Origin of the sequence: Aureispira sp. CCB-QB1 (assembly GCF_000724545.1) — a bacterium.
In the GTDB taxonomy this organism is placed as follows: domain Bacteria; phylum Bacteroidota; class Bacteroidia; order Chitinophagales; family Saprospiraceae; genus Aureispira.
In genome coordinates this window covers 198,331-221,184 of sequence record NZ_JHBV01000014.1, presented here as the reverse complement: position 1 = coordinate 221,184, position 22,854 = coordinate 198,331, and the positions used below count along the sequence as shown (strand labels likewise).

Sequence of the window (22,854 nt, the reverse complement as noted above, 5' to 3'; positions counted from 1 at the left end):
AGCTACGCCACTACTTCGTATTTCTAAATTCACTCAAAATGCCTAAAAGATTATTTTTATGTTTATTTTTTGCTTGTTTTGGCGTCACTACAGAAGTTATTTTTGTCGCCATTAGCAATTTAATCAATCAAACACCTTACTGTAATGAACCGCTTTGGTCTTTAACTGGTAAGACCTATGTTTGGATGCTGCCTATTTACGCTTTGATTCCTTTGATTGCAGAACCAATTGTCACAAAGACAAAATCGTGGCACCTTTTGCTTCGATTGATTTTTTATACAACGCTAATTTTAAGCATTGAATTTATTTCAGGCTTTGCCTTAGAACAGTTGACAGGCAAATGTCCTTGGGAGTACACTACAGGATGGCACTTTATGGGCTATATACGGTTGGATTATATTCCTGCTTGGATGTTTTTTTCTTTTTTAATTGAGTATTTATATCGTTTTATAGATAAAAATTTAAACCACGTTACATGAAAGTAGAACTATGGGTTATTGGCAATACCTCTTTTCCTTATTTGAAAGAAGGAACAGCGATTTATGAAAAACGCCTAAAGCATTACCTTCCTTTTGAATATTCAATTATCCCCGATATTAAAAATGCTAAAAATAGAACCAACGAGCAATTAAAATCAAAAGAAGGAGCAGCCATACTAAAAAAATTAGACAAAGGAGATTGGTTAGTTTTATTAGATGAAGGCGGAAAAGAATACAGTTCTCTAAAGTTTGCTAATTACATGGAAAATATGCTACAACAAAGCCACAAAAGAATTATTTTTGTGGTTGGTGGCGCTTATGGTTTTTCACCTGAAGTATATCAACGGGCAAACGCCAAAATATCGCTGTCTAAGATGACTTTCTCTCATCAAATGGTTCGTTTATTTATTTTAGAACAGCTCTATAGAGCGATGACTATTTTAAGAAATCAACCTTATCATCACGAGTAATTTTTAGTATCAATATTATGACGTATCTTCAAGAAATCATCCAAAATCCCAATACATTTTACTTTTTCAAGTCGTTGCACATCATTGGTTTTGTTAGTTGGTTTGCAGCTCTCTTTTACTTACCCCGTCTATTTATTTACCATACTGAAGCTATGGACATGGAAGAGCCCAAACGTTCAATCATCATGGAACAAATGGGCATTATGGAGCGTCGACTGTATACAATTATTATGACCCCTGCCCTATTTATTACATTTTTAGGAGGGTTCTCTATGCTGTATTTACGAGGTTGGACTTGGTGGACATTCAATATTTGGATGCACTGGAAATTTGGCTTAATACTTCTCTTGGTAGGCTATCACCACTATAGTAAAGGTATTATGAAACGTTTGGAAAAGGGAGAACAAGTAATGACCTCAACTCAGTTTCGCTTGTACAATGAGATCACCACACTTTTTTTGACGGCAATCGTTTTACTAGCAGTTTACAAAGATGGTTTGAAATTTATCTATGCCCTTGTAGGACTAGTTCTATTTGGTATTGCCTTGGGCATGGGCGTAAAGTGGTATAAAAAAATCCGAGAACGGGTAGATTAGATAAAGGATAAACATACTTATAAAATCACAGGCTTCTTTCCGTATCTCAAGTCTTATATTTTTTATTGGAAAGAACCCCATGATTTCATTCTAACAACGTTAAATAACTTTAAACATGCTCTTCTCTAAACAAATCTACAACTCTGTTTAGAGTACATTTCTTGTTTAAAATTTGGAAAACTCCATTTGAAAAAGTGCCCAATGTTCACTCCATCTAAATGAATATTTCCTATGAATTGCAAAACATCGAATGCCTCTGGTTGATCATACCACTATCCTCATTTTTAAGGAAACTTAAGACATCTTTGTTTCTGCATCTAATATATTTCATTATCGAAGTTAAAAAAAAGACATTTTGAGGGAATACTTTCAAATAAGAAAAAAATTAAAATATATTAAAAATTAAAAGTCAACAAAAAACAACTACTAAGTCATGAATCTTTCAGAGCATTATGCCCTTGTCTATTCTATGTTGGTTGGTCTAACACTTATCCTATATATAAAAAAATGGGGTGAATTATTGCAAGTCCGTTCTTATTCGATTTATGTTATTGTTCCTTTGCTTTGGTCCTTAATTTTTGTCGTTTTATACCTAAAAACATCTATTTTATTAGTCAACACCACTATAAATCCGATGCTAATCACTATATCTATGTTAACAACAGCTTGTTATTATTGGATTGGGATGTTGGCTTTTCCTAATACTCAAACACTTAATACCAAAGATCAATTTGCTTACTTAGATTATTACGAACATTTTAGGAAACAACACTTTTGGGTTATAGGACTTGCATTAGTCGGACAAACCCTGACATGTATCTACCTTGCCCCTAGTGCCAACACGTACTCCAATTATTTACTATTCGTATTACTGAGCATCGCTTTTTTTACAGAACATAAAGGCTTGATGTGCTTATTGGGTTGGTTAGTTGGAGGGATATTATTACTATAATTGGAGTTATAATGACTTAACTTTTGCCGATTTCTTTTTATAATCTAGAATATTTAATCGTTCTGTGCACCCTTGAAAATCTTCTTCTACATTGGATGCAATAATCGTTAACCTATCGGGAGCGTAGGCATATTCTTTTAGCAAATCAACATACCAAGCAACCGCCTTCCGATCTAATGTAATAGTAGGTTCATCCAACAACAACAAAGAAGTATCGGAACAGATTGCTAGAGCCAATTTTAGGCGTTGCTGCATTCCTGAAGAAAAATATTTAACTGCTTTTTTTCTTGCTGATTTGGGATATTCTAGCCGTTCTATCAATTCTTTTTTAGAACATCTCATTGTTTTAAATTTCCAATGAAAATCAATAACTTCTTGTAGCGTAAATTCTTCAATTAACTCTATATAAGGAGCAGCAAAACTCAATTCCTTATAAGCTTGATCGATGGAAATAATTTCCCCTTTTTTGGAATAGATTAATTTTCCTCTCGAAGGAGACAAATGTCCTGATAAGACCTGCATAAATGTAGATTTTCCAGAACCATTATTACCTAAAATGGCATAGCCAGTTCCCATCAAAAATTGATAGTTTATTTCTTTGAAAATCCACTCAAATCGATACCTTTTTCCAATATTTGTCAACTCTAAATTCATACTACTACTATTATATATCACAACAGAAGCAGCCAAACTGTTTTTTTAACAATTTAGCTGCTTCTGTTTTATTAGACAAGATAAAACCGTTATGACCTTAGCTCCTGATATTAGATTTCAGGGGCATCGTTATTTTTAGGGCGTTTATTTGTCAAGCCCTTGATGACTCCATTTTTAGAAGCTCTCGTAAAATCTATAATACGTTGACGCTCTTGGCTATCTTCAATATTCTCTTCAATAAATTGAATGCCTTTAGAGATATTTCGATGCTCTACAAACAATTGGTGGTAAATATCCTGAATTGTTCGGATAGAGTTAGAAGTAAATCCTTGACGACGTAAACCAACTGTATTGACTCCAATATAAGAAGCAGGATAGCGAGAGATTCGGACATAAGGAGGCACATCTTTATTCAACAAAGTACCTCCGCCAATCAGTGCGTGCGCACCAATTTGTACAAATTGATGTACAGCAGTCATCCCTCCTAAAATAACATGTTCTTCTATTTCTACATGTCCTGCTAAAGTAGCATTGTTCGCCAAGATACAGTGCTCTCCAATAACACAATCATGAGCCACATGAACATAAGCCATCAACAAACAATTGTTTCCAATAACTGTTTTATAATTGGCTCGAGTCCCTCTATTTAGTGTACAATATTCTCTAATGATCACATTGTCACCAATTTCCAATGTTGTATCCTCTCCATTGTATTTCAAATCCTGAGGAATTGCTCCAACTATTGCTCCTGGAAAAATTTGACAATTTTTTCCAATTCGTGTCCCTGACATGATACAGACATTTGCTCCAATAGTAGTATTGTCTCCAATCACTACATCTGCTTCAATAGTTACCCAAGGGCCAATTTTAACATTTTTACCAATACGTGCATTAGGATGAACAGCTGCGTGCTGATAAGGTTGCATAACGTTTTCTTCCATTCGTTTTATCGTCTAATAATTTGCGCTAATAGTTCCGCTTCGCATACTAATTTGTTACCGACATATGCTTTGCCTGTCATTTCACACAAACCTCTTCGAATAGGGCTAATGAGCTCCATTTTAAAGAGAATTGTATCTCCTGGCAAAACAGGATGTCTAAAAAGTGCATTTTTGATGCGCAAAAAGAAAGTATCCCATTCATGAGGATTCTCTACATTTTCCATAACCAAAATACCACCCGTTTGGGCCATAGCTTCTATCTGCAACACCCCTGGCATAACAGGATTGTTAGGGAAGTGTCCAGGGAAAAATGGCTCGTTCATTGTCACATTTTTAACCCCAACCACATGTTTGTCAGATAGCTCTATGATTTTATCAATTAACAAAAAAGGAAATCGATGCTGAAGTTTTTTTGTTATTTCATTAATATCATTAACTGGTTTCTTATTCGGATCGTATTTGGGTATACCTCGCAATTTGCGAGATGTCTTATAAGTGCTTAATAATTCTTTTGCTAGTTCTGTATTAGCGGCATGTCCAGGTTTTTTAGCAATAATCTTGACCCTCAGATCCAATCCTGTTAATGCCAAATCACCAACTACATCTAGTAATTTGTGGCGCGCTGCTTCATTTTGAAAACGCAATTCGGTGGTGTTCAATATTCCCGATTGTTTGACCTCTATATCTGTCGAGACATCCAATTTCTTTGCCAAGGCAGCCAACTCTCCATTTTTTGGAACACTATCTACAAAAACGAGCGCATTGTCTAATTCGCCGCCTTTGACCAGTCCAGCGTCTGCCAAAGCAGATAATTCATGCAAGAAAACAAAGGTTCGATTCGGTGCAATTTCTGTTGCAAAGTCTTCTAAATGATCTAGATTTGCATACTGCTTTCCTATTACAGACGAATCAAAATCAATAAGGGTTGTAATCTCAAATTTTTCTGAAGGTAAAATTGTATATTCTGCTCCAGAAGCCTCATGTTTCCAAATCATTGGTTCAGAAACATCCAGATAATTTTGTTCTTCTTCTTGTAGATCAACTCCTACTTCGTTTATCTTTTCAACAAATGGCAAAGCAGAACCATCTAATATCGGCACTTCTTCTCCATCAATATCAATCAGGACATTACTTACTCCAGTACCTTTTAAAGCAGCCAGTAGGTGCTCTACCGTAGACACAGTGGCGTCCTTTACTCCCAAAACGGTGCAGCGTTGTGTTGCTACAACATGATTAGCGTCTGCTTTTATAATTGGCTGTTTTTCTAAATCAATTCTGCGAAATTTTATGCCATGGTTCGCAGCGGCAGGATGCAAGGATAGTGTGGTTTCCTTACCTGTGTGCAATCCTTTACCTTCTATCTCTATAGATTGTTTTATCGTCGCTTGTTTCATAACTCTATGAAGCTTAAAAGATTGTTAGATAATATGGTTTCATATATAGTGAATACTTTATGCTTTTTTTTCTTAGCGGCTACAATTTACTAATAACCGTTCGGACAATGGTTGAATAGGTATATCTTTTTTTCCAAGTGCTCCTGTATTTTACAATAATATCCTTTACTTCTTCTGGTGCAATTGGGGCAATTTCAGATAGTTTTCGCCTCAACTCTGTCCCTTTTATTTTATGTGTTATTATTATTCCTCTTGAAAAAGCAGCATTGTAGCAATCTGAAAAATCAAAAATAATCTCCTCATCAATCAAAATTCTAAGTTGTTCCTCCCCTACACGATTATATACTGCACTATGATTTTCTTTGATTAGATCCAAAATTACTTTGATATCTGCCTCTATAAAATCTCCATAACAATAACGCATATAACTTCTTCCCTGATAAACACCTTCATAACCATCTGAGACTTTAAAATAACGCAAGTCTTTGTTATGAAAATAGCCATCAACTGTTGTATGTCCCCACGCTTCGCCTTCTAAATGACCTAACTTTGCTAATGCCCCTATTGCTTTGGCAATCAATGATTCGCTTCCCCCATCTGAAGTTGAGTCATTGTTAGCCCAATCTGATGCGGCTGTACAAGAGTAAAAAATAATATTCACATCACTAGACATATATGGAGAGCAGTTTTTAATAAATGCCTCTATATTGTCACTATTTAACTCTTCTCCTTTGGGACCGCTATTAATCGAAATACCATCAATCCATCCATGAGAAGCCAAAGCAACTGTTTTAAATAAATAAGCATCGTCTGCCATCTCAAAAACAGGATTTTCTATTTCTGGTGTATAATAAGTTTGGTTATTGTAGCGGTGTGCCTTGGTCATACATTTTTTTACAAAGGCTCCTAAACTAGTAATCGAGTTACCAACTCCTGCTGATTTTTTTTGAATATATTCAGGCATTGCTATACCTATTTTCACAGAATCAACCGTTGGTGTACTCCCAGTAAAACCAATTGCTTTTTGTTCCCTTGCCCATCTGCCAGAACCATTCTTAAATATCTCCAGATTTACGTCATCATCAATCTCGTAAAAAATAACGGTCAACCCATTTGGAAATTCTTTTAGCAATTTATTCCCAAAACGTATTTCATCGTCAATCAAAATTGGGTCAGGAATTGGGATCGGTTTGATTTCAACTTCTATATCAGGAACTGGAATCGGCTCGACAGGCAAAACAGGTAGTTTTATTGCTCTTAAAGGTGGTTCAAACATGGGAAAATATCGCAAGAACAATTTATCACAAGATTTTGTTTCCCAAGCTATTTTAGAAGATTTTAGGGCTTTCTTGAAGGCGATATACGTCTTTTTTAATTTCCTTTTGGTTACTTTATCTTCCGTATTAGAGATCAATTCTTTTACTTTTTCCTTAATATCGTCTTCTGAATAAGGCGGTCTAAGTAGTTCTCTTTCAATTTCAGCATCTTGATACAAGATTTCCAAAGAAGCTTTGAGGTTTTTATAAGCTTCTAATTTTTTTGATAATTCAGGACTGATGCTCTCTGGATTATTTTTTTCCGCCTCAATAGCTGTTTCCAACTGGCGGATCATCTCCATCAATTCTTTTAATGCTTCTAGTAACTCTAACATAGTTTTTAGGGTCTGCTGTTTTTCTTTAAGAGAAATAATATTAGTAGCAAAATAATTGTTCCACCAACAGCCCCCCATAAAAGTAGAGATGTATTAGAAGATTTTGCAGTATTGCTATCTTGTTTTATTTCCTGTTCTTCTTGTTTCTTTTTTAATTGTAAAGCTAACTTTCGTTCAAATAAGCTATCAATTAGAGTTTTTTCTTGAGGAGTTACCTCCAATTTATAAGCCAAAACTGGACGATAATCCAATTGAGCCCCCAATGGGTAATTTCCCTTTAGGTATTTTCTCATCTCTGCAAATTCTTGTTGACTCACTCCTTCTAAGGTTCGTTTGGGTAAAGTAGGCTTGGTGTAATATTTTTTTGAATAGGCCTCTTCTACATTTTCACCTGCTGAAATCCACGACAACTCATCCGACTTGATTTCCTCATAAAAAGCCTGCCCTATTTTTATTTCCTCCTCCAACAACGCTTGTAAACGTTGTATATCCAAAAGTTCTTTTTTTTCATTGGCATATTGCGTGAACAATACATAAGCTGCCCTTCTTTTATATATTTCTTGCACCTTAGGATCTTCTACCTCATAAGACGCTTTTAGATAAGCACGAGCAGCCAAGTGTCTTGCAGCAGAGCGATTGCCTGTATTAAATAATAAGTCCCCCAACACTTCTAATAAAATGGGAGAATCATAATTTGCAAAACGCATCATTCCCAATACACCGATCAATGCTTTGTCCAAAATATCTGTAGGCAATTTTTCAACATCCTTTTGGGTGCGTTCTTTATGTTTTTCTAACAAAAAGCTATAGAAGTTATTGTCATTTAACGTACTATAATAATTTTGAGGATACTTATAAAAAGTAGCATCTAAGGGTAAATTGATTTTTCCTTCTTTGGATTTAGACAAAATATACTCCACCAAATACTTCTGATAAATCTCACGTCCAAAATGAGCATTTGTGTCGAGCAACAAAGCTTGATCAATTGCCTTTAAAGCAGCCTCTAAATTCCCATCAAAAATATAAAACGTTCCTAAATTTGCATATGTCTTGTAAGAAGGTCCTTCTAACTCTTCTTTTTCATGCATCAACCGAATTGCCTTTTTCTGCTCTCCTAGTTTAGAATAAGCAACTGCCAAATCGTCGTACCAATCGAAGTGTTTGGGATTTTCCTTTAGTTTTGCGGTTCTGTCTTTAACTCTCCAATAATAAAATGCAGGTGAATGTCTTAAAAAATTTCCTGCAATCAACTCTAGTGCGCTTGGGAACTGCTCTCGCTCCATTTCGAGGGTATCATAATCCCACAAACAGGACGAAAAAAGTAGTTGCACACTTCCTAGTATCAATAAAACTAAAGTGTATTTTAAGAGTTGATTCATAATTGGTAAATAAAGAACAGGATTCCTTTTTTTTGGTTACAAAGATAAGCTATTTTTCAAGGCATTATAATCCCAAACAATTTTTATGTTAAATAAATGAAGCTTTAGCTTCTAACATTAGCAATGATCAATAGAAAGCAACCACAACAACTCTAACATTAAAAACCTAACAATCAAACTAATACACAAACAACTCTCTATTAATACAAAGATACATTTCGATACAAAAAAGACCTCTTGAGTATTATTTTAACTTCATCCACTCTTTTTCCATTTTATCTACTTTCTTCTGTAATTCAGGCAAATTTTTAAATACAATAGCACAACGATAATACTGCTTATAATCTATTGCAGGTGATCCCCAAATAGCCGTATTTTCTTTTTTAACAGACTGAGCCAAGCCACTTTGCGCTTGAATTTTGGTACCATTGGCAATCTTTAAATGACCTGCAAAACCTGCTTGCCCTCCAACCATACAGTTATCTCCAATCTGAGTACTCCCTGCGACTCCTACTTGCGAAGCCAATACCGTATGTTTGCCTACTCTAACATTATGAGCTATCTGAATTAAATTGTCTAATTTTGCACCTTCCTCTATTACCGTGGCATCCATCGTAGCACGATCAATAACCGTATTGGCTCCAATTTCCACCTCATTGGCAATTAAAACAATCCCTAATTGAGGAATTTTTTTGTACGAACCATCTGTTTGTGGCGCAAAACCAAAGCCATCACTACCAATAACAGCATTCGCATGAATAGTGACATGATCCCCCAATTGGCAAGCTCGATATATCTTTACCCCCGAATGCAGTGTAACATGATCCCCCAACACAACATCGGCACCGACATAAACGTGTGGGTAAATAGTTACATTTTTTCCAATTTTAGCACCTTTTTCAACATAAGCAAAGGCATCAATTCTTGCTCCCTCACCTATTTCAGCTGTTTCATCAATGTAAGCCTGCTTAGAAATTTGCTTTTGTTGCTCTGCCTCCATTGCATCGCTAAAGTGTTGCATCAAAACACTCAAACTGGCATATACGTCATCAACTTTGATTAAGGTTGCCTTTAAAGTTTCTTTGGGTTCAAAATCTTTGTGCACCAAAATAACAGAAGAGTCACAAGTATAGACATACGATTCATATTTCATATTGCCTAGAAAACTGATGGCACCAGGTTCTCCTGCTTCTATTTTTGCTGGCTTACTGACCAACACATCAGGGTTTCCCACCAACTCCCCGCCTAGCAATTGACTAATTAAACTTGCTTTAACTTCCATATTTTTTCTTTTTTTCGTTCGTTCGTATTCTCAACTATTTCTTATGTTCAACTTGCAAGAATACTTGTACCATTGAGTTTCCTAATTTTTTATAAAAGCATCTATTCGAAAGGGCTAAAATACGATTAAGCTATTTTAATACCTTGTAAATTTTTCCTCCTAAACTTAATGAATTTCTATCCAAAATCTCTACTTTGAGAAAATTATCCATAGTTTAATATTTTGCCATGCAAATAACATCTAAGTTACCCAATCTAGGAACTACCATATTCACGGTCATGTCTGGCTTAGCTAATCAGCACAATGCCATCAATTTATCTCAAGGATTCCCCAACTTTGACTGCGACCCTAAGCTAAAAAATCTAGTCAGTCATTACGTTCAAAATGGGTATAATCAATATTGTCCTATGACAGGGCTTCCTACTCTAACACAACGCTTGGCAAATAAAATTGAGCATTTATATCAAGTAGCCTACAACCCAAAAACCGAAATCAACATTACTTCGGGCGCTACTCAGGCTATTTTCAGTACCATTCATGCCTTTGTGCATGCTGGTGACCAGGTGATTATTGTAGAACCTGCTTATGATTGTTACCAACCAAGCATACAACTAGCAGGCGGTATTGTTGTCCCCTATCAAATTAAAGCACCTGATTGGAAAATTGACTGGGAAGCGTTTGGGCAACTGATTACTCCTAAAACTAAAATGATTATCCTCAATACGCCTCACAATCCTTCGGGCAGTATTTTAATAGATGACGATTATCAAGCTTTACAAAAATTAGTAGCGGATACTAATATCTTAATTTTGAGTGATGAGGTCTATGAGCACATGATTTATGATGGTCAAAAGCATTGCTCTATTTTAAGCTACCCCGCTTTGAGAAAACGAAGCTTAGCGGTCTATTCTTTTGGCAAAACCTTGCATGCAACAGGTTGGAAATTAGGTTATATTGTCGCCGATGAAGCTTTAATGTACGAATTCCGAAAAGTGCACCAATTCGATGTTTTTTCATCCAATACTCCTATGCAATATGCCATTGCCGATTACTTGGAAGACGAAAGCACCTATTTAGGCTTAGCTAACTTTTTCCAACAAAAGCGAGATTTATTTTTAGATAAAATCAAAGACAGTCCCTTTGAATTTATTCCTAGCGCAGGCACTTATTTTCAAGTAGCTGATTACTCTGCTATTAGCGATGAACCAGATACAGAATTTGCCAAACGTATGACCATAGAATATGGCGTTGCGGTCATTCCTATCTCTGTCTTTTATCATAATAATTTAGACAACAAAGTTGTCCGCTTTTGTTTTGCCAAAACAGAAGATGTATTGGAAGAAGCTGGAAAATTAATCAAAACCATTCAACCTAAGTAGATCGTTTTTAAATGATTCAATCTCATTGTTTAGGGCACAATATTTTATTATAAATAAGCCACTCTAATACTTTCACAGGAGCCGTATTCGGCATATAAGCAGCAATCATTTTGACACAATCAATCAAGTAATGATCGTGTAGTTTCCTTATTAAAGGAACGATGGCTTTATTTTGTACATACACAAACGGCTCTAAATTCGTAGGCAAATAAATTCCTTCTTCCTCTTGCACGTAAGTTGCTCCTAAGACAGGCACTGATAGAATGCTTGCTTCTTTATTGACAATTAACTTAGCTGTTTTTTTTAAAGTAACCGTTTCATTTTCTACCTCAGAAGCCGTCAAGAACGTTTGCCTTGTTTTCCAAAAAGAATGGTGTTTAAATTGTTGATGTTGGTTGTAAAAGGCTTTGGTCCACGTTTGATTTTTGGTAACTTCTATATCAATAACTTGTTTGTAATAATTAATTGCCAGCATCTCATTTTGTGGCTGAGATAATAAAGTATTCACGACAATAGCCCCTTGAAAAGCTGATTTAATAGCCTTCTGTACACCTTGTGAAGCTATTGGATCTAAAGAATATGCAGCATCACCTACCCTAATATATTGTTTAGAAATAGGTTGGCTATCCACATAAGCAGTCGCATCACAAGTGTTGAGTATAGAGTCTTTTCTGTGATACTTTTGAGCAGGAAATAATGAGGCACATTCAATACTTTTGTTATAAAATTGATTTAAAGAAGCATGTTTTTTGATAAAATCAGCATCGGAAAATACACACATCAAATAATCATACTCCGATACTGGTGCTCCCCAAACCCAACCGTTTGGAATCGCTTCAATAAAAGAGTTTGCACACATAACTTCATTGCATCTCCAATAAGCATAAGTAGCCAATGTTTTGGTCAAATATGCCTTTTTGATAGAATTCTTGACAACGGGTTTTCGACCACTTGCCTCGACAAGAAAGTCCGCTTGAATGTTTATCGTTTTATTGGTGGCGTCTTTGATACTAATATCCCACTGTTCTTCTGGGCTTAACTGCAACTGTAACTGCTTAAAACCTTGCAAGAGGTCTACTCCTTTTTTTACTGCCGCATTCATCAAAATTTCGTCAAAAACACCCCGATCAACGTGCCACCCTGCTTTATCAGTATCAAAATTTTTGTCAACAATATGTTCGCTTGCCCACAGCAACTTCGATTCTTTAGCACTAACAAATCCTTTGGCAGCCACAATATCTCTAATCTCCAACAAATCCAACCAATGCAGAATTCCTGCACTCAAAGATAAGCCGATATGTGGACGGGGGAACGCCGCTTTTTCCAACAACAGCACCTTATACCCAAATTGAGTCAATTGATGGGCTATTGTAGAGCCTGCTGGACCTCCCCCAATCACAGCTATATCGTATTTAGATTGATACTTATCCATAGTTTATTTGTTCCAATTAGGCATCAAACGATGAACACGTTCGTAAGATTGAATGGCAAAATGCAACCATCCTCTTATATAATCACAAGCCACTCTTCCTTTTTCAATTACCTCATGATGACAACCTCCGCCACAGAGGTAACGAGCCCAACATTCTGTACAAGGTGACTGTTGGTGTACGTGCCTATCATGAAGCCATTTGTGCTGCCATTCGCTGTTAATTCCTTCTTGGATACTTCCCATAGCACCACTTTCTTCATTAACAAAACGATGACAAGCATACAAATCTCCATCTGCCGAAACGCCCATATATCCTGCTCCTGCTCCACAAGGGTAAGGACGATGTGTTCCGTTGCTAATTTCCTTAAAAGCATTGATCATATTCAAGAATGGGTATCGTTTGCCTTGAAGTACAGCTTGTTCAAACCTCAGCCCGCATTCTATCATATTGGTCAATAAAACTTCCAAATCTTTTTTGCTCATTTCCTTTTTCCCATTGCTAGCATTTAGTAGAGGAGAAAAGCCAACGCTATGAAACCCCATATTGATAAACTCATCCAATACCGTTGCCAAACCTAAATTTTCAGCCGTCACAGTCACTCTTGCCGATACCTGCATTTTGCGTTGTGCGCTTAACAAAGGGCGTATTTTTGTCATAATTTGCTCATAAGTCCCCTTGCCGTTTTTTAAAGGCCGCAAACGATCATGTGCCTCTTTTAGTCCATCTAAACTAATCGTAATTGCAAAACCGTACTCCTCAAAAAACTGTATATCCTCGTCTCGAATTAGCGTTCCATTAGATGTCGTTGAAAAATTAACGTTCACCTGTTTTTGTTCTGCTAAATTAGCAGCATACTCTGTTGCCAAACGAAGACCAACCCGATTCATTAAGGGTTCTCCCCCCAAAAACGTTAGCTGTACTGTGTCGCCTTTGTTGGCACCATTGATCAACATATCAATCGACTGTAAGGCCATTTCTAAGGACATATTCTTAGATGGTCCTCCAAAATCTCCTTGATCAGCATAGCAATAGGAACAACCTAGATTGCATTTTTGTGCCATTGCCAACGACAAAGCACGCAGTGGCGGTTCTTTTAAAGCAGTATCGTTTATTTTTGTCCTCATGTCCACGCCCAAGGCAAGCAATTCGTATTGAATTGCTTGCTGGTCCTGTAATTGCATCATTTTTTTTAGACGCTCAGCTGTTGAAAAATCAACATCAATAAGTTGGCTACCATTGGGTACAAACAGTTGCTGTCCTTTTGCCCCCTCAATAAGGTGTATTTGAGGTGTTTTAGGTTGTGCAGCCGTTGCAATATGTCCTGCCATTTTTTGTGCTAATAAATTCAATGAAGCGCCTTTTGAATATGACTTAGTTTCCATTTTATGCTTCTTTATTGTCATTAGAACCTAAGGCATCCTTTCCTCTAACGATAAATTGCAACTCACCTTCCCAATTCATAAACAAATCATCGTAAGTTAACAATCGGGAATCCACCCTATCGTCAGGAATATAACTACCACTACGTTTTTTAGACATCCAATTATCGCCCTTGCTTAAACCATCTTTATCAGGCTCGACATTGACATAATCTGGACGGCTAGCAGCCCAATAATAACAAGCACACTCTCTATAATCATTTTGCCAAGGGGCACAAAGACCTTGCGTTAATTCTCCTGGCTCTAAGATATCTTCTGTAAACGCAGCACTGTTATCTTCAAAAAAGGTATTGACAGTTAATACATGTAGCTCCAACGCATTATTATTAACATTCAAATCTTTGGCTTCAACAACAATCTCTTCGTTAGACTCTTCTTTGGTAAAATAACACTCCACTTCTTGCCCTTGCAACTGCAAAATTGCCGCTAAATTATTGGACCACTCCATAAATGAAACGCCATTAGGATTCTCTTTTGTCATCAAAGACACATTTCCACTACCAGGCATAGTAGGTCCTGTTGTTGGTACCATCGTTGGTTTTCCATTGATACCAACTAAGCGATGATATTTCAAACGTTCCAATTCTCCTTCTCCTTCAATAACAAAATTATTGTTCTCAATCAAAGTCAAGCCTTTAAAAGCACGTCGCCATAGATTTCTAAAATCAAATTCTAAGCCAGGGAAACAGTTGGAAATAGCCGACCTAGGTAAGATAGAAAAAGGATTTCCTTTACCTCTATAATGCAATTGGCTTTGGAGGTCGGATACAGGAATGGTTCGGCAAGTCTGATTTAACTGCTCACTAGCTTCCTTAAACATAGCGTTAGCAGCTGCCTTAATAATCGTATCAATTTGTCGATGCGTAAAACACAGCGCTCTCCCATCTGCACCCCGCATCAACCCAGGCATTTTTCGACGTTCTTCATCCGACAAATCCCCAATTTTATCTGGTCGTCTAATTGCATTATCAAACCAAGGTGATAAGCCAGTACTAATTCCATTGAACACTCGCTCATGAATTGCTCGAACAGCTAAGTTATCGACCAAGGAAGTAGCCATAATAGGCTCATACATTCTATTAAAATCATTAGAATCTTGGCGCACCATTGTACTTGCTGTATTGTATTTGCCGTTGTATGCATTGCCATTCATAATAGCCGTATTCATCAATCGAACCGTTTCCAGAGCACGACGAATAATGTCTTCTGCTTCTTCTATAGACACGGGCTCTTGCACTATGGGACCTTTTAATATTTGCTCAATTTCATCTGTAACAACACGAACAGGCAATGTATCAGGCGCAAAGGCTGGCGGACCAGCACTAATATGAGTTCGAGCCTTTAGAATATCACCTTGTCCTAAGTCTAAATGTACAGAAATAAACCCATCACATTCATCATCCAAATATCCCCAACTCACACGGGTACCATTTGTAGCATCATCATACCCTGCAAAAATCATAGCAGGATTAGTTAAAATAGGTCTTTCTTGATTGCCTTCTGTATAGCCAAACCAATCTTTTGTTTTATCATAAATGAGAAAAGCATCTCCCATTTGTTCATAAATAGGGTCTTTTTCTTCTGTCATCGTCTCGCCAGATATTCTCGTTTTAGAAGCCCCATAAACTTTTCCTGGACCAGGGGTGTACCTAAATCTAATTTCTGGAAAATCTTCTGTCGGTTGGATGAACTGTACTGTTCCTAATGGCAAATATTTCCCTGCCAAAAAGTTATCACACAATCCCTTCAACTCCATTCGCTCATGTGTCGTAATATTGTTGATTTGAGCATTGATCTTATCTGCTACATTTTGAGTTCTCCTATATAATTTGATATTGGCCACATCAACATGCCAAGAGAGATTGCTCAATGTTAAGCCAGCCTCTTCCAACAATGCTTCTGTTAAAGGAACTAGCGTATTTTCATCTTGATCGGTAATCACAAAAACTTCTAAAAATGGTGCCACAGGATGAATTTTCCCCGCAGAATCGCCTAAGCCTGTAGAATCTTTAAAAACAATTTGTTCAGGCAGATAGGCTTCAATAACTCCTGTCGTCGGATTTACATTGAGTGTTTCTTTAGGAATAATCGTTCTAAAATCAAGTGGTTTGGTTTCCGATACTTCCAAATCAAAAGCTGCTAAAGGCTCTGTAGCAGAACCAAGTCGACCGATAGCAATAGGGGGCAATATTCTTATATCTATAATTTTCATTTTTTTACATTTATTGGGTGTGTTTAATTAACAACAGTTCACTAAAAACCTTATTAGACTGATTATCATTCCTTTTACCACCAAAAGCAAATAAAAACATATCTTACTAATAAGCAACTACGAAGTACTCATGCAATACCCCTAGTCATGTTAAGCAGGAACATTAATAATAGCCATAGCAATTTTTTGAAAATTCTCATCCGCTTCCTTTAGAGAATATAAATATTTTTTATGTTGCTCATCCGCGGTCAATAACAGTTCTTCAATAAGCGGTTTGGAAGCTTGAACCAAATCTTGATGTACTTTCCATCGACTTATTTCTCCCAATGGTAATTCCATCGTATATGGTGTTAAAAATGGTGGGCCTGCCATAGTTGAAGAACCTACTGCAATAGGAAGTTGAACTAGAACTCCTGCAATTCCTCGAAGGTTATACATTTCTCCAAATGTTGCATGAATAATTGTTCCTCTAGGAGAATAAGCTCCAGAATTATTAAAGCCGCCATCCAACAAAAAGCTATGTGTCAAGAATGTCAACAACATTCTATAACGGACATTAAATAAATTTCCCCACGTCTTTGCGACTGGATTTGTAATAACATCAATTTTGCTATCAGTATCCAGACCTTCGGAGGGTGAATAAGTAGGATCTGCCACTGTTTCGTTGACGGTAGGATTGGTTGCAACGGGTCTAGTAGGCTCAAAATCTTGTGGCATCTTGCGCCATTCTTTGTATATGGTTAAAAATCGTTCGAAGTGAGAATCTTCGCCATCAACTTCCTCCATTGCTTCTCCTTGTTCTGCAATTTTATTCAAAGCTGTGATGGCATCTGTTCTAGAAAGTAAAGGAGCTACTAATACATCTGGAGTTCCTTGAGGATTTGCCCCCGAACTATTTCCTCTTGCTCCTCCTTTATATCCTCTACCCCATTCATCAAACTTCGCTTGAAAAGGATAAGTACCTGATAAAAACACATCATCTGGAATTAGTTGATCGTCCTCTATAATTGCTAATATCTGCTTAAACAATACACTAATAGGATCGCCATGATTTTCTTCTGTATTAATAACTGCTTTTATTTCTGCCTTGATTTCTTTCATCTCATCGTCATCTCCATCTGTATCATTCAGCCAGTTTTCTGGTGATTCTGCGTACACGTACTTGGCCAACGAGTCTTTTGAGAAAGGTTCTAGCTTAAATTCAAAGGGATACAAAACAGAATCCCATGGAAAATCTTGACGATTAAAATTTAAAGGCGCTCCTATCAAGCGCAGTACATTTTGGACAGAAACAAAATGCCCCATTTCTTCTTTGGCGATTCCCAATACGATTTCTTGCCAAGCATGAACCTTGGCTTTGTACTTATCTAGTACTTGAGGACCTCCCAAACTATAAGCAGCATAGAGATACTGCACCATTAGGCTATGTTCTAGCTCAGCATCTACATGTAATAGATAACTTAACCAATCTTTGGGGTTAAACTCTGCGGGAATTTGAGCTTGTACAGCCCCTACTAATTCGGCAGACTTAAGGCGTTGAGGCTGCTTAAAAAGGTGAATTAAATGCCTCGAATAGCGATTTTGCATAAGATTTTTAATGTTTTAATTGTGATGAAAGAGCTTCTTGTATATTTTATTTTCATTGCGTTGTGGTTTTTAATTAACACAGCATACCACCTTATGAACTGTAGTGTTCACAAATATTGAATGAAATAAATATCTATAATTAAAACAACCTTATTTTATGCAATAAAGGGATTTACAAAATAGGACATTGGCATAATACCAATTGGGGACAAACTTTAATTAATTCTAATAAATTATGCTACCATTACTTTTTGGAAACTACGCAGTAACAGTGAACCGCATCAATTTGACAATCAGTTGCGCAACACTCACGAAGTATTAGTTCTACATAATAAGAATATATTCACAAACATCAAATTATATACAATTAATATTTTATAAAAAAATAAATATTTCCCAATATCTAGTCCTTTTTTTTGTACCTGATACAAAGTTCTATAAACAAAAAAAGACTGTCTTTTCAGACAGTCTTTTTATATTCTATATCTCATTGAGATTACTTATTCGTACAAGTATAACCACCTGTTTCTAATGTTCTTCTGTAGTCAATTGCAGATATCCCGCCAGGAATTCCTGTACTAGCGCTTGAAGTACCATTTGTTGTAATTGTAACTTGATCGTTACAAACATCGTACTTCGTATCAACATTGTTAATAGTTTGCTCACATACATAGCAAGTATCTTTTGCACAAGAAGAGAATGAGACAGCAGCTGTTATAGCTAGGGCACAAGAGAATAGTAATTTTTTCATGATTTTAAGATTTAAAATGAGTTATAAAATTTGTTCGCTGGCAAAGCTAACATTAATCTTGAATCAAAAAAACATTCATCCTTTAAATGCTTGTTAAATAAAAGTTAAATGCAGAGAAAGAAAATCCTAGCCCCTTTACTCGCTAAATGCTTTGGTTGCGATTGTTATTATGGGAGCTATATTTTGCAAAAATCATTGAGGTACAAAGCAAACTTTTTCTTTGAAATCATGATTTATTGTATCTTGCTAACCTTTATAAAGATAGACTTCAATAACAATGAAATTACGCTGGAAAATAGCTCAGGCTGCTGAAATACGCTGGTGGCAAGGCTATTTGAACAAAAAAGACAAATCAGAATACTTAACTTGGAAAAAAGATTACTGGAAACAATTTTTAAAAGATTGTCAACTCTCCCTTCCTCCACAGGCAATTTGTTTAGATATTGGTTGTGGACCTGCTGGTATTTTCACCATCTTACCCTATCAAGAAGTAGATGCCATTGATCCCCTTTTAGATAGTTATGCAGAAAAATTACCGCATTTTGTGCCAAGTGATTATCCTAATGTAACGTTTCAAAACCTGCCCTTAGAAAAAGTTCAACTCAACAAAACCTATGACTATGTGTTTTGCTTGAATGCTATTAATCATGTCGCTGATTTGGAACAATGCTTCGATAATTTATTTTCATTGACCAAGGCTGGTGGCACCTTAGTTGTTTCCATTGACGCCCACAATCATCGCATCTTTAAACATCTATTTAGAGCTATTCCTGGCGACATTTTGCATCCGCATCAATTTGACCTTGAAGAGTATCAAACAATGGTTACAACAAGAGGTGGTCACATTCAAGCAACCATTCACAAAGATAAAGCTTTCTTTTTTGACTATTATGTTTTGGTCATTAAGAAAAAATAGTAGTTCGTTGGTGTTAATGCAATAGACAATATCCCAACCAATCTTTTGCTAAAAAACATATTTTTTCCAGATACGAGCTAAAGTTAATTTCTTTGTCAATTTCTATGTATTTTTAATGTCTCAATCATTTCCAAGCTTTCTCCCAATTTAGACCAATTGATACGATTACTAAAATAGTTTGGCTATCAATTTATTTTCTTCCGCTCTATTCCTTCAATGTACTTGAGAGTTTGAAGATCTAATTATCATAATATTTTTTATATCAAATCCCTTGTTGTAATAATGAAGATTTATACCATTACGTCCTTTCTATTCATACTTCTTTTTTCGCCCTCCCTTGTTGCGCAAGAATACTTTAACAATCAACTGACTTATGCTGAAATTGATAGCATTCAAATTGAATTATACAACAAAGGAGACTATAACAGTTGTGCTATTTTTACAGAAAAAGTACTTACCAAAGTTGCTAAAGAATTTGGTAAAGAAGATACACTGTATGCCTTTTATCAAAATGACTTAGGTTCTTTTTATTATGAACTTGGCGCATACAAAAAATCAGCTTTTCACTATTTCTCTGCCCAGAACATTCTTAAAAATAAAATAGGTAGGCATGACATTAATTATATCAAAGCTTTAAATGGTCTAGGAGCTGCCTATCAAATGAGCGATCGCTATACAGAAGCAGAAAGTATTTTTATTGAGTTAGAAGACATTATCACCAAACAATGGTCAACCAATCCCAATTTATTTGCTATTATTCTAAATAACTGTGCTCGATTATATTGGATGAATAAGCAATATAAAAAAGCAGAAAAATTACTGATAAAGACCAAAGACATCCAAAAGCAAAATTTGGGTGAATTTGATAAAGACTATGCGATTACATTATCCAATCTAGCCATTCTTTACAAAGACTTAAAAGAATACGATAAAGCAGCCCCTTTGTTTGAAAAAGTAAAGAAAATTAGGCTCAAAATACTAGGTGCATCTCATCCTTACTATGCAGTAGGATTACACGACTTGGGAGCATTTTACATCCTAGCTAAAAAATACGATGCTTCCGAAAAACTACTACAAGAAGCATTACTCATACAAACAAAAGTTTGGGGAATCAAACATTATCAGTGTGCTAGAACACTTTTAACCTTAGGTGATTTATATTTTAACCAACACAACTGGCAACAATCTGAGCATTATCTCATTCAAAGTCTTTTGTCCAATACCAACGTAGCTTCCGATAGTTTTTCATTAGATAAAATACACGAGTATGATTATTTTTCTAATAGCTTGTTTCATTTGACCATTCAAAAACTATTAAGCATCTACGAGCTGCAATACCAAAATGGAGACAAGCAAAAGATTGAAGAATATTATGCGTTGGTTCAAAAAAGCATTGCTTTAGGAGAAAAATGGAAAAACTCTTTTGACAGTGACCAAAACAAATTAAAATCTTTAAAAAGCAACTTTCTACTCATAGAGAAAGGAATTGAAGCGGCTTTAATAATTGACACAGATGCTGCCATCAAAGAATCGTTTCGATTCGCAGAACAAAATAAATCCATTTTGTTAACAGATGCCATCAAAGGAACTGCTGCTAGGTCTCTTGGCTACCTCCCTGACTCTCTTGGCAATATAGAAGTCATGCTACAAAAAGAATTACATCAATTAAAGAACAAACGACTTCGGATACGTTCTAAAGAGGAACGCACCCATCTCAACCGTGCTATTTTGGATCTTGAACTTCAACGAAATAAATTCATTGAGCAAATAAAAAAGAATTATCCTAAATATTATGCTTTAAAATACCAAGACATATCGGTTAGTGTCGAAACGATTCAGCAACAACTAGATGATAAAACACTTTTGTTAGAATACTTTGTAACCGATACTATTTTGTATTTATTCAGTATTAGCAAAACAAAAATTAACGTTTATCCAATAAATATTGATGCAAAGGATTGGATGTTAAAATTAAACGTCAACCGCCAAGCCTTGACGGATTTTAATTGGATTGTCAACCACATGGATAAGGCTTACGAAAATTATACGTCCACAGCTCATTGGCTTTATAACAATATATTAGCAATGGCTTTGGAGGGAAATAATAAAATTAATCGCCTGATCATTATTACAGACAGAGAACTGGGCTATTTACCTTTTGAAACCCTGTTGACTGCTCCAGCACCTGCTTCTGCTAGTTATCAAAGTTTGCCTTACCTATTGAATCAATATACGATTAGTTATGATTATTCGGCAACCCTGTGGAAGCAGAATTTAGCCACTATTAGTCAAGCTAAGTACAATTCCCAAATTTTGGCGTATGCTCCTGCATATCACCAACCAGATTCTGCCAATATTATTCATACAAGAAGTCAAGAATATCGTATTCGACAACTATTAGAACCTTTAAAATCGGCTAAAGAAGAAGTACAAAAATTAAGCGAACTGTATGCGGGCAACTTTATCTTTGAAACAGACGCCAATGAGCACTCGTTTAAAACCAAAGCTTCCGATTATGGCATTATTCACTTGGCAATGCATGGTGTTGTCAATGCTGAACAGCCAATGTTATCTTCCCTCGTTTTTAGTGAAAACTATGATAGTTTAGAAAATAATTTCCTATATGCTTATGAAGTCTCGAAATTAAACTTAAATGCCAACTTAGCGGTTTTATCGGCTTGCGAAACAGGCTATGGGGAATTTCAACAAGGGGAAGGGATCATCTCATTAGGGCGTTCGTTTATGTATGCAGGTGTTCCCTCTTTAGTGGTAAGCCTGTGGTCTGTCAATGATTTTTCTACAGCACACATTATACGCAATTTTTATCATAATTTAAGTACAGGCATGCCTAAGGATGAAGCACTTCGTCAAGCTAAAATCAGTTATTTGAAACAAAAAAATGGCTTGGTAGCACATCCTGCATTCTGGTCAGCCTTTATCCACATCGGCAACCACCAGCCTATTTCAATTCATCAAGAAAGTGATTCGATGGGATATATTTGGGGCGGAGGTCTTTTTATTCTTTTGCTACTCTTTGTTATAACCAAACAATTGGGCAAGAAGGAAAAATATACTTAGTATATACTATTTGTCATGCATCAAACACGTCTAAAGCTTTAGCTCCTTGTCAGGGTATAAAGCTTTTTCTTTTCCTAAAAACAAGTTTTGGATAATAGGAATTCCAGTTTTTATAAAAAAATAACAATTCTTTATTCAAAAGCTGCCCTAAACTCTCAACTAAAAAACTATCTTTGCACCTTTTTTAAGAGTATGGTCAAACGAAATGCGATGCCAAAAGGCACTATTTCGATACAAAAAACACATGCTTAAGTTTTGGCA

18 protein-coding genes are annotated in these 22,854 nt (G+C 36.0%); 7 read left to right on the top strand and 11 right to left on the bottom strand.

Annotated features, from left to right (window positions below):
* Positions 1-38: 38 nt before the first annotated feature.
* The 4 genes from CG11_RS05895 to CG11_RS05880 all read left to right on the top strand — a co-directional run bounded on the left by CG11_RS05895 (position 39) and on the right by CG11_RS05880 (position 2,497).
* The gene (locus tag CG11_RS05895; RefSeq protein ID WP_052594077.1) at positions 39-479 is read left to right on the top strand and encodes a hypothetical protein; all 441 of its coding nucleotides are present in this window, start codon (positions 39-41) and stop codon (positions 477-479) included.
* Positions 476-949 carry a 23S rRNA (pseudouridine(1915)-N(3))-methyltransferase RlmH gene (gene rlmH / locus CG11_RS05890; protein WP_052594076.1) on the top strand — a complete coding sequence of 158 codons (474 nt, stop codon included), beginning with the start codon at positions 476-478 and terminating at the stop codon, positions 947-949. The genes CG11_RS05895 and rlmH overlap by 4 nt, the downstream gene beginning before the upstream one ends.
* Positions 950-966: 17 nt before the next feature.
* Positions 967-1,545, top strand: coding sequence for a CopD family protein (locus CG11_RS05885; protein WP_052594074.1), 579 nt, complete (start codon positions 967-969; stop codon positions 1,543-1,545).
* A gap of 433 nt (positions 1,546-1,978) precedes the next feature.
* Entirely contained in the window at positions 1,979-2,497 is a 519-nt protein-coding gene (locus CG11_RS05880; protein WP_052594073.1) for a hypothetical protein, read from the top strand.
* A gap of 6 nt (positions 2,498-2,503) precedes the next feature.
* Here the strand turns inward: CG11_RS05880 and CG11_RS05875 are convergent, their stop codons facing one another.
* The 6 genes from CG11_RS05875 to lpxD all read right to left on the bottom strand — a co-directional run bounded on the left by CG11_RS05875 (position 2,504) and on the right by lpxD (position 9,798).
* Positions 2,504-3,151, bottom strand: a complete 648-nt coding sequence (locus CG11_RS05875; RefSeq protein ID WP_052594238.1) for an ATP-binding cassette domain-containing protein — start codon at positions 3,149-3,151, stop codon at positions 2,504-2,506.
* 110 nt (positions 3,152-3,261) lie between these two features.
* Positions 3,262-4,092, bottom strand: coding sequence for an acyl-ACP--UDP-N-acetylglucosamine O-acyltransferase (gene lpxA / locus CG11_RS05870; protein ID WP_231512760.1), 831 nt, complete (start codon positions 4,090-4,092; stop codon positions 3,262-3,264).
* A 5-nt stretch (positions 4,093-4,097) separates the two neighbouring features.
* On the bottom strand, positions 4,098-5,486 hold the full coding sequence (locus tag CG11_RS05865; RefSeq protein WP_052594071.1) for a bifunctional UDP-3-O-[3-hydroxymyristoyl] N-acetylglucosamine deacetylase/3-hydroxyacyl-ACP dehydratase: 1,389 nt from the start codon (positions 5,484-5,486) through the stop codon (positions 4,098-4,100).
* Positions 5,487-5,565: 79 nt separating this feature from the next.
* On the bottom strand, positions 5,566-7,137 hold the full coding sequence (locus CG11_RS05860) for a hypothetical protein (RefSeq protein WP_156039670.1): 1,572 nt from the start codon (positions 7,135-7,137) through the stop codon (positions 5,566-5,568).
* Between the two features lie 5 nt (positions 7,138-7,142).
* Entirely contained in the window at positions 7,143-8,516 is a 1,374-nt protein-coding gene (locus tag CG11_RS05855) for a hypothetical protein (protein ID WP_052594067.1), read from the bottom strand.
* Positions 8,517-8,760: 244 nt separating this feature from the next.
* Positions 8,761-9,798 carry a UDP-3-O-(3-hydroxymyristoyl)glucosamine N-acyltransferase gene (gene lpxD / locus CG11_RS05850; RefSeq protein WP_052594066.1) on the bottom strand — a complete coding sequence of 346 codons (1,038 nt, stop codon included), beginning with the start codon at positions 9,796-9,798 and terminating at the stop codon, positions 8,761-8,763.
* Between the two features lie 227 nt (positions 9,799-10,025).
* Here lpxD and CG11_RS05845 point away from each other — a divergent pair, with 227 nt between their 5' ends.
* Positions 10,026-11,177, top strand: a complete 1,152-nt coding sequence (locus CG11_RS05845; RefSeq protein ID WP_052594065.1) for a methionine aminotransferase — start codon at positions 10,026-10,028, stop codon at positions 11,175-11,177.
* 22 nt (positions 11,178-11,199) lie between these two features.
* Here the strand turns inward: CG11_RS05845 and CG11_RS05840 are convergent, their stop codons facing one another.
* From CG11_RS05840 to CG11_RS05820, 5 genes are all read right to left on the bottom strand, one after another.
* The gene (locus tag CG11_RS05840) at positions 11,200-12,609 is read right to left on the bottom strand and encodes an NAD(P)/FAD-dependent oxidoreductase (protein WP_052594064.1); all 1,410 of its coding nucleotides are present in this window, start codon (positions 12,607-12,609) and stop codon (positions 11,200-11,202) included.
* Between the two features lie 3 nt (positions 12,610-12,612).
* Positions 12,613-13,992, bottom strand: a complete 1,380-nt coding sequence (locus CG11_RS05835) for a radical SAM protein (protein ID WP_081909477.1) — start codon at positions 13,990-13,992, stop codon at positions 12,613-12,615.
* Between the two features lies 1 nt (position 13,993).
* Positions 13,994-16,261: a hypothetical protein gene (locus CG11_RS29720; protein ID WP_052594062.1), complete on the bottom strand. Its 2,268-nt coding sequence runs from the start codon at positions 16,259-16,261 to the stop codon at positions 13,994-13,996.
* A gap of 150 nt (positions 16,262-16,411) precedes the next feature.
* Positions 16,412-17,848, bottom strand: a complete 1,437-nt coding sequence (locus CG11_RS05825; RefSeq protein WP_052594060.1) for a ferritin-like domain-containing protein — start codon at positions 17,846-17,848, stop codon at positions 16,412-16,414.
* Between the two features lie 496 nt (positions 17,849-18,344).
* Positions 18,345-18,599 (bottom strand): hypothetical protein, encoded by a 255-nt coding sequence (locus CG11_RS05820; RefSeq protein ID WP_052594059.1) that lies wholly within the window; start codon positions 18,597-18,599, stop codon positions 18,345-18,347.
* Positions 18,600-18,876: 277 nt separating this feature from the next.
* On the opposite strand from CG11_RS05820, the gene CG11_RS05815 reads away from it, so the two are divergent.
* Together CG11_RS05815 and CG11_RS05810 are read left to right on the top strand one after the other, a co-directional pair.
* On the top strand, positions 18,877-19,515 hold the full coding sequence (locus CG11_RS05815) for a bifunctional 2-polyprenyl-6-hydroxyphenol methylase/3-demethylubiquinol 3-O-methyltransferase UbiG (RefSeq protein ID WP_052594057.1): 639 nt from the start codon (positions 18,877-18,879) through the stop codon (positions 19,513-19,515).
* 282 nt (positions 19,516-19,797) lie between these two features.
* Positions 19,798-22,593 carry a CHAT domain-containing tetratricopeptide repeat protein gene (locus tag CG11_RS05810; RefSeq protein WP_052594055.1) on the top strand — a complete coding sequence of 932 codons (2,796 nt, stop codon included), beginning with the start codon at positions 19,798-19,800 and terminating at the stop codon, positions 22,591-22,593.
* Positions 22,594-22,854 lie beyond the last annotated feature (261 nt).